We start from the raw sequence: 15,263 nt of genomic DNA, 5'->3' as shown, positions 1-15,263 counted from the left end.
CTGCCATGCGCCCCTCGGCGCGCCTCCGCTGCGTCCGACCTGATCGGCCCTACGGTCGAGCAGTGACCACATCCGGAGCCTCGACCGAGCCTGCGGTCTTTCGCAGCGCAATCGAATCGATGCATGCGGCCAAGGTCCGGTCGGAGATCGAACTCGGCAGCATACGTCCACCACAACGACTTGCGCCTTACAGTTACGCCGTCGGCGCAGAGGTGACCCAACCTGACGACGGCGACATCGCTACAGATTCCGACGGGACCGCATTCGGCCGATTGATCCTGCTTTACGACCCCGACGGCCATGAGGCCTGGAACGGCACGATGCGCCTGGTGGCGTTCATCCAGGCCGAGATGGAGGCGGATCTTGCCACCGATCCACTTCTGCCCGAGGTTGCCTGGAGCTGGCTGACCGAGGCGCTCGAGAAGTCGGACCGCGTGGACGTGACCGCCCTTGGCGGCACCGTCACGTCAACGACCTCGGTTCGCTACGGCGACATCGCCGGTCCCCCGCGTGCGCATCAGCTGGAACTGCGCGCGTCGTGGACAGCCACCAACGACGACCTCAGTGGCCACGTCGAAGCCTTCTGCAATGTGCTCTCACTCGCTGCCGGACTCCCGCCGACCGGCGTGACACGTCTCGGGTTTGCCGAAGCGTGACCGATCCCGACACACCGGAGCCGGCGGCAGAACCCGCCGGGCCTCCGGCCATCCCGCTGACTGCACCGGCCGACGGTGTTCCGCCGGTCCTGACCACACCGCAGGAGTTTGCCGACGCCGCACAGCGGCTGGCCGACGGAACCGGCCCGATCGCCCTCGACACCGAACGCGCATCGGGTTTTCGCTACTCCGGACGCGCCTACCTGATCCAGATCCGGCGCAACGGCAGCGGGACGATGCTGATCGACCCGATCGAGCACCCCGAGGCACTCGGTCCGGTGGCCGACGTCCTCGACGGTCCGGAGTGGATCCTGCACGCCGCCGACCAGGACCTCCCGTGCCTGCGCGAGTTGAACTTCCGGTGCGCGGCGCTCTACGACACCGAGCTGGCAGGCCGGCTCGCCGGCATCCCCAGGGTCAACCTGGCCGCCATGGTCGAACACTTCCTCGGCCTCGGACTGGTCAAGGGTCACGGCGCCGCCGACTGGTCCCGTCGCCCACTGCCGGACGAGTGGCTGAACTATGCGGCGCTCGACGTCGAGGTCCTGATCGAGTTGCGGGACGCAGTACAGGCAGCACTGGTCGAGGCAGGTAAAGACACTTGGGCCGCACAGGAATTCGAGGCGATCCTGGCCCGGCCCGATCCTGTACCCCGCCCTGATCGCTGGCGGCGGGTCTCGAAGATCCACACCATCAAGTCACCCCGGACCCTGGCCGCGGTGCAGCAATTGTGGAACACGCGGGAAGACCTGGCCCGTCGGCGCGATACCGCGCCGGGTCGCATCCTTCCGGATTCCGCGATCGTGGCCGCCGCGGTCGCAGACCCGAAAACCCTGGACGAACTCTACAAACTGCCGGTCTTCGGTGGTCCTCGCCAACGCCGGCTCGCCGGACGCTGGATGGACGCGCTCGAGACCGCACGCACCCTGCCCGACAGCGAACTCCCCTCGCGACGGCCGCCGACCACCGGTCTGCCGCCGGTCAATCGGTGGGAAGGCAAAGAACCAGCGGCCGCAGCGCGCTATACGGCTGTTCGCGCCGGGTTGACCGAACTCGCCGAACGGGTCGATGTTCCGGTTGAGAACCTGTTGCTGCCCGAGCTCGTCCGCCAATTGTGCTGGGAGGGTATCGCTTCGCCGTCGACGGACACGGTGGCCGAGCGATTGACGGCAGGCGGCGCTCGCCCCTGGCAGGTCGAACTGACCGCACCCGTGATCGCCGAAGCGCTGACCGCTCCTCCCGCGACCGTTCCTCCCGCGACTGCCCCACCCGCCGAATAGATTCGCTCCACTTACGCACAAACGCTCCGGTTGCAACCGGAGCGTTTGTGCGTAAGTGGAGCGAATCTCCGCTCAGCTGATGTCGTTGAGATCTTGTTCGTCGGCGCTCGACAGCGGTGCCTGCATACTCGAGACCATGGCGGTGATGGCGCGGGCCACATCCTGTGCGGTCAGGCCGAGTTCGTCGAGCAGCTCACCCCGCGAAGCCTGGGTCAAGAACCTCTGCTCGATGCCCACATCCCGCACCGGCGTCGAAATGTTCTCGGCCCGAAGCTTTTCCGACACCGACGAACCGACACCGCCGTGCACGCCACCGTCCTCGACCGTCACGACCAATCGATGCGCCTGTGCCAGTCCGGCAATCGACTCGGGCACCGGCAGCACCCAGCGAGGATCGACCACAGTGGTACCGATCCCCTGCTGCGAGAGTCGGGCCGCGGTGTCCAGCGCCAATGACGCGAACGGTCCGACCGCGACGATCAACACGTCAGCGCTTTCACCGCGTGCGGGCCGGTGCAGCACATCGGTGCCGTCGGAAAGTCGTTCCACCGCGCGGATGTCCTCCGGGACTGCACCTTTCGGGAATCGCAGCGCGGTGGGTCCGTCGTTGGTCTCCAGCGCTTCAGCCAGTTCCTCACGCAGACGCGCCGAGTCGCGGGGCGCGGCCACGCGCATCCCCGGCACGATCGACATCAGCGACAGATCCCACATGCCGTTGTGACTCGGACCGTCGGGTCCGGTGACCCCGGCCCGATCGAGCACCAGCGTCACCGGCTGCTTCAACAGGGCAACGTCCATCAGCAACTGGTCGAAGGCCCTGTTCAGAAATGTCGAATAGAGCGCCACCACGGGATGCAGACCACCGAGGGCGAGGCCGGCGGCCGAGGTCAGCGCATGCTGCTCGGCAATACCGACGTCGAACATCCGATCCGGGAAACGCTCACCGAACGCCGCGAGACCGGTAGGACCTGGCATGGCCGCGGTGATCGCGACGACGTCCTCGCGATTGCTGCCCGCCTCCACCAGCGCGGCCGAGAAGACCGAGGTCCAGTCCGGCGCCGAGACGCTGGTCGACTTGCCGGTCTCGGGATCCATGATGCCGGTCGCGTGCATCCGGTCGGCGACATGGTTCTCGGCATGGTGATACCCCATGCCTTTACGGGTGACGGTGTGCACGATCACCGAACCACCGAACGACTTGGCCTGGCGGAGCGCGTTTTCCAGCGCTTCCTGATCGTGTCCGTCCACCGGCCCGACGTACTTGATGCCGAGGTCGGTGAACATCGCCTGCGGTGCCAGTGCATCTTTGATGCCGGTCTTGAGGCCGTGTAGCGCGGCGTAGGCGATCTGGCCGAGCAACGGCAGTTTCAGCACTGCCCGCCGGCTCTCGTCGAGGACACGCTCGTAACCGGGCTGCAGGCGCAGGCCGGACAGGTGCCGTGCGAAACCGCCGATGGTCGGCGCGTAGGACCGTCCGTTGTCGTTGACGACGATGACAACCGGGCGATCGCCGGCCGCGATGTTGTTGAGGGCCTCCCAGCACATGCCGCCGGTGAGTGCGCCGTCGCCGACCACGGCAATTACGTGCCTGTCCTGCTTCGTCAGCTCGAAGGCCTTGGCGAGTCCGTCCGCGTAGGACAGGGCCGCGGACGCATGCGACGATTCGATCCAGTCGTGCTCGCTCTCGGCACGTTCCTGGTAACCGGTCAGACCACCACGTTGACGAAGGGTGTCGAAGCGATCTTTGCGGCCGGTGACGATCTTGTGGACGTAGCTCTGGTGTCCCGTGTCGAAGAGCACAGCATCGTTCGGTGAATCGAAGACCCGGTGGATGGCCAGGGTCGTCTCGACGACACCGAGGTTGGGTCCGAGGTGACCACCCGTGGCGGAGACCTTCGCGATCAGGAACTCGCGGATCTCGCCGGCCAGATCCTGCATCTGCGCAACGGTCAGTTCGCGCAGGTCGGCGGGCGAATCAACCGAATCCAGCACGCTCATCCAACATCCTCTCAATGATGTATCTCGCGGCGAAAGACGTACTTCGCCACCGGTGCCATCGGGCTGCGACGACTTGTGATCTTCCACTCTACGGATTCTTCGAGACCGCGAGCAGTAGGGATTGGTTACGCGCTCGCCCCAGTTGCGGGGCGCAGCAGCGCCACCGCCTCCATGTGGTGGGTCAGTGGAAACGCGTCGAAACCGAGCAACGTGTCGACCTCGTATCCACCGCGGCGGTAGTCGCTGAGGTCACGGGCGAATGTCGCCGGATCGCAGCCGACCGCGATGACGGCTGCGGGCCCGGCCGCCGTGATCCGTTCGACGACCTCACGGCCGGCACCTGACCGCGGCGGGTCGACGATGACCACGTCGGGCGAGGGCAGGTCGGTCACCGTTGTCAGCACACTGCCCCGATGAACCTTGACTCGATGGTCGTCGGCGAAGGTGAGGTCGGCGGCGGCGGTCGCGCCGCGGTCGGCCTCGACGATGTGAACGCGGGCCGTACCCCAGGACTCGTCGTTCTCATCGAGCACAGCCCCCGCCAGCACCCCGGCCCCGCCGTACAGATCCCACGCCACCACCGAGCGCGGCAACCCGGACGACCTCAGCAGGCTGCGCACGGTGGCGCTGTAACCGGATGCCGCGAGCCGGTGGGCCTGCCAGAATCCGGTCACGGGGAGCTCCCAGGTGCGTCCACCGACGGTTCGACGCACGGTCGGCTCCCCCGCCAGCAACACCTCACGGCGCACGGTCGAACGTTGTGCCCGCTGCTGCTGTGTCCGTCGTCGGCCCGACTGCGGCCGTTTTCCGCGTCCACCGCGGTGCGGTTCGTTCGCGGCGGCGATGTGGACCACGTGGCGGCTACCGTCGTCGCCGACGGTCAGCATCAGTTCGGAACCGGGCTCGAGGTTGCCGAACTCGTCGAGGCCGTCGACCATCCCGACAACGGGCTGCGCGCAATCCAGACGCGGGATGACCGAATGTGATTGGTATCCGCGCACTCCGGGACGCCCCTGTGCATCGATGAAGAGGCGTTCACGCACCCGCCAGTTGGTTTCGGGGGCCTCGGTGGCGTCGGGGTCGAGCGAGACCACCTCGCCGTTCCACTCGATACCTGCCATCCGGCCCAGCAGCTCGGACAGGACCTGCGATTTCAGTTCGCGGGCATACGCACCGGTGGTGTGCGAGAGATCACAGCAACCCGCACCGGCACCACCGGCATACGCCGGGGCACCCACCTGGCAGACCGCGTCGATGCGGTGCGGTGAGTCCTGCAGGATCTCGCGGATCTCTGCGCGGCAGAAACCCTTGCCACGATCCTCGGTCACCACCACCCGCAGTGTTTCGCCCGGCAATGCGTGGCGGATGAACACCACTCGGCCATCGCGCCGGCCGACCCCGATTCCACCGTGACCGAAGCGGTCGACGGTGATCTCGAATTCGGTACCCAGCCAACCTTTGCCGGCTCCTACGGAAGCATGGGCGGGTCGATCGGGGTCTTGATTGGGCTCATCGAGGTCCTGATTGAGCCCATTGACGTCTTTGTTGGGCCCATTGACGTCGTTGTTGGGCCCATTGACGTCGTTGTTGGGCACTGAGCCGGTCACTACAAACCTGTTTTCTCTGTTGGTGTCGGACCGGCAGGGGGCGAGCCGACACCGCGACGGGTGTCGCCTGGTGCGATGTAGGTGCGGTCACGCTTTCGCCGATCCGAGGAGCTGAGCTGCCATGGTACCGACGTCACCATCACACCCGGTTCGAACAGCAGGCGGCCCTTGAGCCGCAGCGCGGACTGGTTGTGCAGGATCTGCTCCCACCAGTGACCGACCACATACTCGGGGATGAAGACTGTCACCACGTCCCGCGGCGACTCGCGCCGTAGCCGCCGGACGTACTCGATGACCGGACGGGTCACCTCGCGGTACGGCGAGGCGATCACCTTGAGCGGAACTGTGATGTCACTGTCCTCCCACTGCGCCACCAGCTTTCGGGTGTCCCGCTCGTCCACGTTCACCGTGATGGCCTCGAGGGTGTCCGGACGGGTGGCGCGGGCGAACGCCAGCGCCCGTCGGGTCGGCAGATGCAGCGTCGAGACCAGCACGATCGAATGGGTCCGGCTCGGCAGCACGGCTTCGTAGTCGGAATTGTCGAGCTCGGCCTGCACCGACGCGTAATGCCGGTGGATGAGTTTCATCAGGCCGAAGATCGCGACCATCGCCAGGATCGCAATCCAGGCTCCGGCAAGGAACTTCGTGACGAGCACGATGATCAGCACCGACCCGGTCATCACCAGTCCGATGCTGTTGATGATCCGCGAACGGATCATCCGGGTCCGGGCCCGGGGGTCACCTTCGGTTTTGAGGTGCCGGGTCCAGTGCCGGACCATTCCGATCTGACTGAGGGTGAACGACACGAAGACACCGACGATGTAGAGCTGGATGAGGGCGGTCACCTCGGCACCGAAGGCGACGATGAACGCAATGGCGGCAACGGCCAGGAACAGGATGCCGTTGGAGAAGGCCAACCGATCGCCGCGGGTGTGAAGCTGCCGTGGGAGGTAACGATCCTGCGCGAGCACCGATCCGAGTACCGGGAACCCGTTGAATGCGGTGTTCGCGGCCAGCACCAGGATCAGTGCGGTGACCACGGTCACGAAGTAGAAACCGGGGCTGAATCCGCCGAACACCGCATGTGCCAGTTGCGCGATGAGTGATTTCTGCTCGTAGTCAGCCGGTGCGCCGATCAGATCCTTGGCCGGATCGGAGACGTACTTCACACCGATTTCCTTGGCCAGCAGGATGATCCCCATCAGCAGGACGATCGAGATGGTTCCCAACAGCAGCAGCGTGGTCGCCGCGTTGCGCGACTTGGGCTTCTGGAAGGCCGGCACGCCGTTGGAGATGGCTTCCACCCCGGTCAGCGCGGCACAACCGGACGAAAAGGCGCGTGCGACAAGGAAGACAAATGCGATTCCGACGAGGTGGTTCTCTTCGGCGACGATCTCGTAGCCCGCAGTTTCGGACTCGATGTTGTCCCCGAACACGAAAACGCGCAGGAACCCCCAGAACAGCATCACCACCATGCCGACGATGAAGGCATAGGTGGGAATCGAGAACGCGGTACCCGATTCTCGCAGCCCGCGCAGGTTGATCGACGTCAACAGGACGATCGCGACCACGCAGAACCAGACCTTGTGTTCCTGCACGAAAGGTACCGCCGAGCCGACGTTCTCCGCGGCCGAGGCGATCGAGACCGCAACGGTCAGCACATAATCGACAAGCAATGCGCTACCGACGGTCAGGCCCGCAGTGGGTCCGAGATTGGTGGTGGCCACCTCATAGTCGCCACCGCCCGACGGATAGGCGTGCACGTTCTGCCGATAACTCGCGACGACCACCGCCATCACCAGCGCGACCGCCAGTCCGATCCACGGGGTGTAGGTGTACGCCGACAGCCCGGCAACCGAGAGCACAAGGAAGATCTCTTGCGGCGCATAGGCAACCGACGACATCGCGTCCGACGCGAACACCGGCAACGCGATCCGCTTGGGAAGCAGCGTATGACCGAGCGTGTCGCTGCGGAATGGACGCCCGAGCAACAACCGTTTCGTCGCCGTTGAGGCCTTGGACACCGTGGACACCAGGCAACAATAGGGCCTGCGGTGACGTAAGGCCACGCCGGTCGCGGTACCGTTCCGGAGAGCATCTGCTCGGGTGAGATCAGCGAGGAGTCAGCATGCGTGTTGTGGTGATGGGATGCGGTCGCGTCGGGGCGTCCCTTGCCGGCCAGTTGCAGGATGCCGGGCACGCGGTCGCGATCATCGATCGAGATCAGACGGCATTTCGCCGTCTGCCCGATGGATTCACGGGCACCACCGTCAAGGGTGTCGGTTTTGATCAGGAAGTACTTCGACGAGCCGGTATCGAAGGTGCGGATGCGTTCGCAGCCGTCTCGTCGGGAGACAACTCCAACATCATCGCCGCGCGCGTCGCGCGCGAAACATTCAGCGTGCCCAAGGTGGTCGCCCGGATTTACGACGCCAAACGCGCGGCCGTCTACGAACGTCTCGGTATCCCGACCGTGGCCACCGTGCCCTGGACCACGGATCGGTTCATGTCGGCACTCGGCGGGGCCGCCGACACCGGCGACGTCGCCTGGACCGAACCTTCCGGCCAGGTCGCGCTCGTCCAACTGAACATCCACGAGTCCTGGGTGGGTACCTCGTTCACGCTGTTCCAGGAGCAGACGGGTTCGCGGATCAGCTTCGTCAACCGACTCGGCAAGCCGCTGTTGCCCGGTCCCAAATCCGTTCTGCAACAGAATGATCAGGTCTTCGTTGCAGCGTTGATCGACAATCTCGACAAAGTTCGTGCTGTGGCGGGCACCCTCGCCCCAGAAACCGACTGACCCGAAGCCCCCCGCAGACCGAAGGAAGAAACATGAAGGTCGCGATAGCAGGCGCAGGCGCTGTCGGGCGATCGATCGCCCGTGAGCTGCTCGCCAACTCGCACGAGGTGCTCCTCCTCGAACGCAATCCCGATCACATCGACGAAGAAGCCGTGCTCGGAGCCCGCTGGGTCGGCGGTGATGCCTGCGAACTCGACAACCTCGAACGGGTCGAGCTCCACAAGTTCGACGTCGTCATCGCCGCCACGGGTGACGACAAGGCGAATCTGGTGGTGAGCCTGCTCGCCAAAACCGAGTTCGCGGTCCAGCGGGTGGTCGCCCGGGTGAACGACCCCCGGAACGAGTGGCTGTTCGACGAGGACTGGGGTGTCGATGTGGCGGTGTCCACCCCGCGAATGCTCGCCTCGCTTGTCGAAGAGGCGGTCTCGGTGGGCGATCTCGTCCGGCTGATGACCTTCCGGCGGGGTCAGGCCAATCTGGTGGAGATGACCCTGCCCGACAACACTTCACTGGCAGGCAAGCCGGTCCGGAAACTCAACCTGCCGCGCGATGCCGCACTCGTCACCATCCTGCGCGGTGGCAGGGTGATCGTTCCGCAACCCGACGACGCCGTCGAAGGCGGCGACGAACTGGTCTTCATCGTGCCGGCAGAAGCAGAGGGTGAACTCCGGGCCGCCATCATCGAGCCGGCGGCGCCTGCTCGCTAGTCTCGCCCGGGCCCTCGGCTTCCGGCAGTGCCGCTGCCTCGTCTTCTTCGTCGTCTTCGTTCTTCTGGGCCCAGCGAACCAGGAGCACCGTGGCAAGGGCGGCGGCAGCGGTCAGGGGCCAGCCCATCGCGATGCGCGCCACGGCCAGGCCGCCGGTCTGGTCATTGTCGTAGAGAAATGACTGCACCAGGTAGCGGACACCGAACAGTGCCGCCCACACCGCCGTGGCGATGTCGTAGGCCAGCAGGGTCCGACGATGGCTGCGCCAATGAGTTCCGTTGCCGTTCACGCCGTTCCAGATGACCCCGACCAGGGGCCACCGGAACAGGATCGACACCGCGAACACCCCGGCATACAGCAGTGTGGTCCAGATGCCGAAGAGGAAGAAGCCCTTGGCGTCGCCGGTTCGGTGGGCGATGAACGCGCACACCGCAACTCCGATGACACCGGAGATGGCCGGTTGGATGGGCTCGCGCCGGACCAGCCGGAGTACGAAGATCGCGAAAGCGACGGCGAGTGCCGCGTAGATCGCGACTGTCAGACCCCACAGCGAGTTGGCCGGGACGAACGCCACGATCGGCAATGACGAATAGATGAGTCCGGAGACCCCACCCATCTGTTCGAGAACGGTCTGGGCAGGCGGTTCGTCGACCTCTGCCGAAACTTCCCGATGCCCGCCGGGCTCAGCTATCACCGAGCAACTCGTAATCGGGGTTGAACATGACCTTGCGGCCGTCGTGCTCGCCCATCCGGCCCCGGACGATCATCTTGCGTCCCGGCTCGATACCCGGGATGCGATTGCGTCCGATGAACTTGAGCGTGACCACGTCGGTGCCGTCGAAGAACTCTGCGGCGACACCTGATTTCACCGTCTTGGCGCAGGTCTGCACGGATCGTAGTTCGCCCTGCATGGTGACTTCGTCACCGGCTGAACAATCACAGGCGCGCTGGGCACCGTTCTGCTGGGACTGCTCGGAGATCTTCTCGGCGTCGAGCTGCTCGAGGTCTTCGGTAAGTCTGCGCGTGAGGCGTTTGAGATATCCGCCTGCGGTCATGGCGCTACGCACCCTTTCGCCAATTCAATCGTGCCGCCACATCACCAGATGTACGTGGTCGGCGGGCTGTTGCTCTCGCCAGGGTAGACCCCGGCAGTGCCGAGTTCCACTCGCCGCGGCAAGATCATCACATGCCGCTCACGCCTGTGTCGCAGACCACCGCCGCAAACCGGGATCTGGTGATCGTGGCCCTGCCCGGAACAGGTTCTGACGGCGATTTCGCCGGTCGCGCGTTTGCCGACGCGACCATCCCGGTGATTGCCGTCGACCCGACATCCAACGGTCTGATCAGTAGCTATGAGCAGGCACTCGACGAGGCCGCAGCGGCAGGCCACCGGGTCCTCGCCGCCGGCGTGTCCATCGGCGCCTGTGTGGCGGTCCGGTGGGCGCTGCAGAACCCGACCCTGTGCGCAGGCGTACTGGCCGCGCTGCCCCCGTGGCTCGGAGATCCGGCGACTGCGCCGGCCGCACACAGCGCACTGTTGACGCGTGACCAGCTCGCCCGAACCGGTCTCGACGCCACCATCGAAGCGATGACGGCGGGCACACCCGGCTGGCTGGCCTCCGAACTGGCGCGGTCGTGGCGGGCCACCGCGCCGGTCCTGGATGCGATGCTCGGCGAGGCCGCCGGCTACCACGCTCCGATCGCCGCAGATATCGCCGAACTGTCTGTGCCGCTGTCGATCACCGCGACCATCGACGACCCGGTCCACCCGTTCGAGGTGGCACAGGCTTGGTGCGACGTGGCCCCGCAATCGCTTCTGCAGACGATCACCCTCGACGAACTGGGCGCAGATCCCGCCGTGCTGGGCAGGCGATGCCTGGCCGGCTGGCGTCAACTGACCGCTTGACGCTTTCAGACCTTCGGACCTTCAGCGCTTCGGGCGATTACCCAACTGCTGCATCGCCGAACCTCGCGAACCGGTTCCCGGCGGCGGGGTCTCGGTCGCTTTCTCTTCCGGCTCTGCTGCGGCCGGCTGCGGCTGGCCCTGTATCCGCACCGTCGCCTGCGCGGACTGGGCCTGCGCATTGTCTGCCGCAGGCGCGGGTGCCGCGTTCGCGTCCATCGTCCCGGAGGTCACCATCTCCTGTTGCGCGGCGGCCACCTGCTCGGCGAGTACCGGCGGCAGGACGATCGGCAACGGGGTACGCGGCGGGTGCGGGTCGTCGCCGCGCCGGACCACGGTCTCGCTGACCACCGCGCGAGCCACCTTCGCCAGGCTCTCGGCGCCCGCGGTCGGCGCGCTCGCCACGCAACGGATCATCCAGCGCGGACCGTCGACACCGATGAAACGATGCACTCCACCGGAAACGGTCGCCACCACCTCGCGACCCCAGAAGCCGGTTTCGATGGCCGTCTCCGCGCCCTCCGCCTTGAGGGATTCGGTGAGTTCGCTCACCACATCGCGCCACTGTCCACTCGTCTTGGGGGCAGCGAATGCGGCAACGGTGATCCGTCCGTGAGGTGTCACCAGGAACACCGACTGCGGCTGATGGTCGACCGACATCTCGACGGTCACCTGCCCGCCCTCGACCACCGGAACGAGGACCGAACCGAGATCGAGATGTGAGTTGTCGAATGTCGAGCCGGAGGCCAGATCATCGATGTCGTACGGACCCTGACCACTGCCGATCTGCTTGGGCCCGGTGCTCGTGTCGGGTTCCTCGGTGGGGTGTCCCCGCCTGATACCCCGAGTTCGTTTTTCGCGTGCCATTTCTCAGCTGCTTTCCGACGCGTTCGCGTCCAACCTCGCGTGACCGCCACTCGAACCGTAACCGCCTGCGCCGCGGCTCGTTTCGTCCAGTTCGTCGACTTCGACGAAGTCGACGAGTTCGACCCGCTGAACCAGTAGCTGCGCAATGCGGTCACCTCGCGCGATGACAATCGGTTCGTGTGGGTCCAGATTGATCAGGCAGACCTTGATCTCGCCGCGGTATCCCGCATCGACGGTGCCCGGCGTGTTGACGATCGACAGACCGGCGCGCGCGGCGAGTCCCGATCGCGGATGGATCAGGCCCACCGTTCCGATGGGCAGAGCGATGGAGATCCCGGTCGGCACGAGTGCCCGCTGCCCGGGCGCGAGTTCGATATCGATCGCGCTCGACAGGTCGACGCCGGCATCCCCGGGGTGTGCCCGCCGGGGTAGTTCGATGCCCGGATCAAGTCGCCTGATGGCGACCTGTCCGGATGGCTGGACGGCGAGGAATGGTGCGTCGGCAGGGGTGCTGCCAGGATCGGTTGCCACACGGGAAGACTACGCTGGCGCCGTGCCTCCATTCCCATCACCCGACACAGCCGGAGACCCTTTCCAGACCCATGACAACGGCAGCGACGACAGCCGGGCGATCCTTCACGACGAACGCCTGCACGTACCGCTGTGGTGGTGGCTGGTCGCGGCAATCGTCATCGGCCTACTCGGCTACGAGATCCAGCTCGCCCTGCATGACAGCACCTTCAGCCCGATCGCCTACGTCATACTCGCGCCGCTGGCCGCCTGGCTGCTCTGGTCGATGGGCCGCACCCGCATCCGGGTCACCGACGGCGAATTGTGGGCAGGCAATGCCCATCTGCCGATCGACCTGATCGACCGGGCCGCGGTCATCCCGGCCAGCGCGAAGAGCGCGGCCCTCGGCCGCCAGCTCGACCCGGCCGCATTCCTCGCCCACAAGTTCTGGGTCAAGACCATGGTGCTGCTGGTTCTCGACGATCCCGACGACCCGACGCCCTACTGGCTCGTCAGCACCCGCCACCCGGCCGAGCTGGTCACCGCACTCGGGATGACCGACGCGGCGTCTGAATCATCCGACTGACCCGGGTCCCGGGCGGTCGCACGTTTCGGACCCGAACTCGTCGCTGCCCCAAAACACAACCGCGTCGGTGGTGTCCCCAGGCCACTTGCCTGGGTGACACCACCGACGCGGTGTTGTTGTCTATCAGTCTGCTGCAGGTGATTACGCGCAGTCGACGCAAATGCGCGAGTTGCCGTTCTCCGTTGCCAGCCGACTTCGGTGGTACACAAGGAAGCAGCTGGTGCAGGTGAACTCGTCAGCCTGCTTCGGGATCACCCGAACAGAGAGTTCCTCGCCGGACAGGTCAGCGCCCGGGAGCTCAAAGGACTCGGCGATATCGCCTTCGTCCACATCGACCGAGGCCGCCTGCGCTTCACTCCGACGTGCCTTCAGTTCCTCGAGTGAGTCCTCGGAGACCTCGTCGGATTCAGTGCGCCGGGGCGCATCGTAATCAGTTGCCATATTTCCGCCTTAGGTAGAAGCACCTGCGACCCGAGGTACCCGATGTGAGCAGGTCCCGCGTGTCCCAACAAGCCGCGCACGTTCCTCGTCTGCAAAGTCCGCGACAGTGCCCTTTGATCAACAACTCCTACGAAGGGATTCGTTGCTCATGAGGGCAAGTATATTGTGATGTTCGCCACAGTTTATTGAATGCCCGAGTTTCGGGTTATCCAAGCTGAGGCGGCTGAATCCTAGCCCAGCCGCTCCATGGAGTCAACAACACTCCCACGGTGAAAACATTCCCGGTCGGTCGCTGCCGAACGCGGGGGTCGCGACCGTTTAGAGTTTGACTCGCTCGTCCACATCTGAAGCGGAAGGCACCAGCAGCCCATGGTTTCGCAGATCACCTATGGCTATCCCACCGACGACCACGGTCGCCCGTTCCGTCGGCGGCGCTACCTGCCCGCGATCATCGTCGCCGTGGTGTTGGCACTGATCACAGCGATCGTATGGATCGGTGCGCTGTCATCGAGCGGTACCGAGGCCGCGCCGGTCGACTGCCCGCAGCCTTCCGCACCGTCAGCAACACCCGGATCACCGGCGCCGGTGGTCGGCACACCTGCCGATCGTGAAGAGATGCTCCGAGTCTCCCCCGCGGCACTGTCCGGATTCCAGATCAGAGTGCTCAACGCCACTGACGAGCAGGGCAAGGCGCAGACCGTCCTCGATGATCTGACCTCCCTGGGATTCCAGGGAACCCCCGAGGGCGCCTATGGCGACGACCCGCTCTATCCGGACCGCAATCTGGACTGCTTCGGGCAGATCCGCTTCGGGGACGCGGGCAAAGCCGCCGCCGCCGCATTGTGGATCGCCGCGCCCTGCACCCAGTTGATCAACGACGGGCGCCCCGACACGGTCGTCGACCTGTCCATCGGCGAGTCCTTCAGCGACAACGGGCAGAGCCAGGATGCACTGGCCGTCCTCGACACCCTGCGCAGCGCGAACCCACAAGACCCCAACACCGGATCCGACCCGGCCTTGGTCTCAGCGGTTCACGAAGCGTCCTGCTGAACCGGGATCGGCTCCAACGCGCCGATCTCGGCCAGCAACGCCCGCAGGTCGTCGGCGATGCCCGGCGCCATCGCCAGCGTCACGTCCCCGGCGCTGCCGCGTGATGTCGCGGCGGGTATCCGGACGATCGCACCCGCCTCTTCGGCGATCAGGGATCCGGCCGCCCAGTCCCAGGGGCTCAGACCGTGTTCGTAGTGCGCGTCGACGGCCCCACAGGCCACCATGCACAGGTCCAGAGCCGCCGAACCGATCCGCCGCAGATCCCGGACCTGTGGCAACAGTCGTGCGATCAAGGCGCCCTGCACTTCGCGGCGCGAGGCTGCGTAACCGAATCCGGTCGCCACCAGCGCCAGGCCCACCTCGTCGACAGCGTTGCAGCGCAATCGCACCGGTCCCGATCCGTCGTCCGAAAAGGCACCGCCGCCGCGGGTTGCCGAATACGTCACACCGCGGGCGACGTCGACAACCGCACCCGCGACGGTCCGACCGTCCACCTGCGCACCGATCGACACCGAGTAGGCCGGGATGCCGTAGAGAAAGTTCACGGTCCCGTCGATCGGATCGACCACCCAGCGCACCCCGGCCGGGACCGTCACCGATCCGCCTTCTTCTTCACCGAGAATCGAATCGCCGGGACGCCTGGCGGCCAGCACGTCCCGGATCAACGACTCCGATTCCGTATCGACGATCGTCACCGGATCCGTATCAGTACTCTTGGTCGACACCGACTGCGGCGCAGATGGATTCACGACGCCGTGCCCGAAGACCTCCGGTCGCCTGGCTCGGACGTGTCGCGCGGCCTCTTCGGCCACCGCAATGGCGACAGCGGTCAGTTCATGTGGATCGAGTTGGGGCACA

General features: G+C 65.7%; 16 protein-coding genes. 7 read left to right on the top strand and 9 right to left on the bottom strand.

The features are described from left to right. Window positions 1–62: 62 nt before the first annotated feature. Together AC1TPF_RS17565 and AC1TPF_RS17560 are read left to right on the top strand one after the other, a co-directional pair. On the top strand, window positions 63–656 hold the full coding sequence (locus tag AC1TPF_RS17565) for a DUF3000 domain-containing protein (RefSeq protein ID WP_482139269.1): 594 nt from the start codon (window positions 63–65) through the stop codon (window positions 654–656). Continuing rightward, complete coding sequence (locus tag AC1TPF_RS17560) at window positions 653–1,936, top strand: HRDC domain-containing protein (RefSeq protein WP_482144860.1); 1,284 nt, start codon at window positions 653–655, stop codon at window positions 1,934–1,936. The genes AC1TPF_RS17565 and AC1TPF_RS17560 overlap by 4 nt, the downstream gene beginning before the upstream one ends. A gap of 72 nt (window positions 1,937–2,008) precedes the next feature. Here the strand turns inward: AC1TPF_RS17560 and dxs are convergent, their stop codons facing one another. The 3 genes from dxs to AC1TPF_RS17545 form a co-directional block, all read right to left on the bottom strand. Further along, the gene (gene dxs / locus AC1TPF_RS17555; protein WP_482139267.1) at window positions 2,009–3,934 is read right to left on the bottom strand and encodes a 1-deoxy-D-xylulose-5-phosphate synthase; all 1,926 of its coding nucleotides are present in this window, start codon (window positions 3,932–3,934) and stop codon (window positions 2,009–2,011) included. Window positions 3,935–4,059: 125 nt separating this feature from the next. Continuing rightward, the gene (locus AC1TPF_RS17550; protein ID WP_482144859.1) at window positions 4,060–5,541 is read right to left on the bottom strand and encodes a class I SAM-dependent RNA methyltransferase; all 1,482 of its coding nucleotides are present in this window, start codon (window positions 5,539–5,541) and stop codon (window positions 4,060–4,062) included. Further along, the gene (locus tag AC1TPF_RS17545; RefSeq protein ID WP_482139265.1) at window positions 5,541–7,574 is read right to left on the bottom strand and encodes an APC family permease; all 2,034 of its coding nucleotides are present in this window, start codon (window positions 7,572–7,574) and stop codon (window positions 5,541–5,543) included. Before AC1TPF_RS17545 ends, AC1TPF_RS17550 begins: the two co-directional genes overlap by 1 nt. Window positions 7,575–7,669: 95 nt before the next feature. Between AC1TPF_RS17545 and AC1TPF_RS17540 the strand changes: the two genes are divergently transcribed. Next, complete coding sequence (locus tag AC1TPF_RS17540; protein WP_482139264.1) at window positions 7,670–8,341, top strand: potassium channel family protein; 672 nt, start codon at window positions 7,670–7,672, stop codon at window positions 8,339–8,341. A 32-nt stretch (window positions 8,342–8,373) separates the two neighbouring features. Beyond that, complete coding sequence (locus AC1TPF_RS17535) at window positions 8,374–9,048, top strand: potassium channel family protein (protein ID WP_482139263.1); 675 nt, start codon at window positions 8,374–8,376, stop codon at window positions 9,046–9,048. On the opposite strand, the gene AC1TPF_RS17530 is transcribed toward AC1TPF_RS17535, so the two are convergent. Further along, window positions 9,020–9,664, bottom strand: a complete 645-nt coding sequence (locus tag AC1TPF_RS17530) for a DUF3159 domain-containing protein (RefSeq protein ID WP_482139894.1) — start codon at window positions 9,662–9,664, stop codon at window positions 9,020–9,022. The genes AC1TPF_RS17535 and AC1TPF_RS17530 overlap by 29 nt on opposite strands. Window positions 9,665–9,731: 67 nt before the next feature. Further along, complete coding sequence (locus AC1TPF_RS17525; RefSeq protein ID WP_482144858.1) at window positions 9,732–10,103, bottom strand: OB-fold nucleic acid binding domain-containing protein; 372 nt, start codon at window positions 10,101–10,103, stop codon at window positions 9,732–9,734. A gap of 131 nt (window positions 10,104–10,234) precedes the next feature. Here AC1TPF_RS17525 and AC1TPF_RS17520 point away from each other — a divergent pair, with 131 nt between their 5' ends. Next, window positions 10,235–10,954, top strand: coding sequence for an alpha/beta fold hydrolase (locus tag AC1TPF_RS17520; protein ID WP_482144857.1), 720 nt, complete (start codon window positions 10,235–10,237; stop codon window positions 10,952–10,954). 21 nt (window positions 10,955–10,975) lie between these two features. Here AC1TPF_RS17520 and AC1TPF_RS17515 read toward each other — a convergent pair whose 3' ends face one another. Then, window positions 10,976–11,818: a DUF3710 domain-containing protein gene (locus AC1TPF_RS17515; protein WP_482144856.1), complete on the bottom strand. Its 843-nt coding sequence runs from the start codon at window positions 11,816–11,818 to the stop codon at window positions 10,976–10,978. Window positions 11,819–11,821: 3 nt separating this feature from the next. After that, entirely contained in the window at window positions 11,822–12,277 is a 456-nt protein-coding gene (gene dut, locus AC1TPF_RS17510; protein ID WP_482139892.1) for a dUTP diphosphatase, read from the bottom strand. Window positions 12,278–12,326: 49 nt separating this feature from the next. Here dut and AC1TPF_RS17505 point away from each other — a divergent pair, with 49 nt between their 5' ends. Next, complete coding sequence (locus tag AC1TPF_RS17505; RefSeq protein ID WP_482139259.1) at window positions 12,327–12,914, top strand: DUF3093 domain-containing protein; 588 nt, start codon at window positions 12,327–12,329, stop codon at window positions 12,912–12,914. A 141-nt stretch (window positions 12,915–13,055) separates the two neighbouring features. Here AC1TPF_RS17505 and AC1TPF_RS17500 read toward each other — a convergent pair whose 3' ends face one another. Beyond that, window positions 13,056–13,355 carry a DUF4193 domain-containing protein gene (locus AC1TPF_RS17500; protein ID WP_482139258.1) on the bottom strand — a complete coding sequence of 100 codons (300 nt, stop codon included), beginning with the start codon at window positions 13,353–13,355 and terminating at the stop codon, window positions 13,056–13,058. Window positions 13,356–13,724: 369 nt separating this feature from the next. Between AC1TPF_RS17500 and cei the strand changes: the two genes are divergently transcribed. Beyond that, window positions 13,725–14,405, top strand: coding sequence for an envelope integrity protein Cei (cei, locus tag AC1TPF_RS17495; RefSeq protein WP_482139257.1), 681 nt, complete (start codon window positions 13,725–13,727; stop codon window positions 14,403–14,405). Here cei and AC1TPF_RS17490 read toward each other — a convergent pair. Continuing rightward, window positions 14,387–15,262, bottom strand: coding sequence for an inositol monophosphatase family protein (locus tag AC1TPF_RS17490; RefSeq protein WP_482144855.1), 876 nt, complete (start codon window positions 15,260–15,262; stop codon window positions 14,387–14,389). The two genes, cei and AC1TPF_RS17490, sit on opposite strands and share 19 nt — an antisense overlap. Window position 15,263 lies beyond the last annotated feature (1 nt).

This window comes from Williamsia sp. Y853 (genome assembly GCF_056786495.1).
Note: the sequence above shows the minus strand (reverse complement) of the source record. Positions and strands in the feature narration are given on the sequence as shown.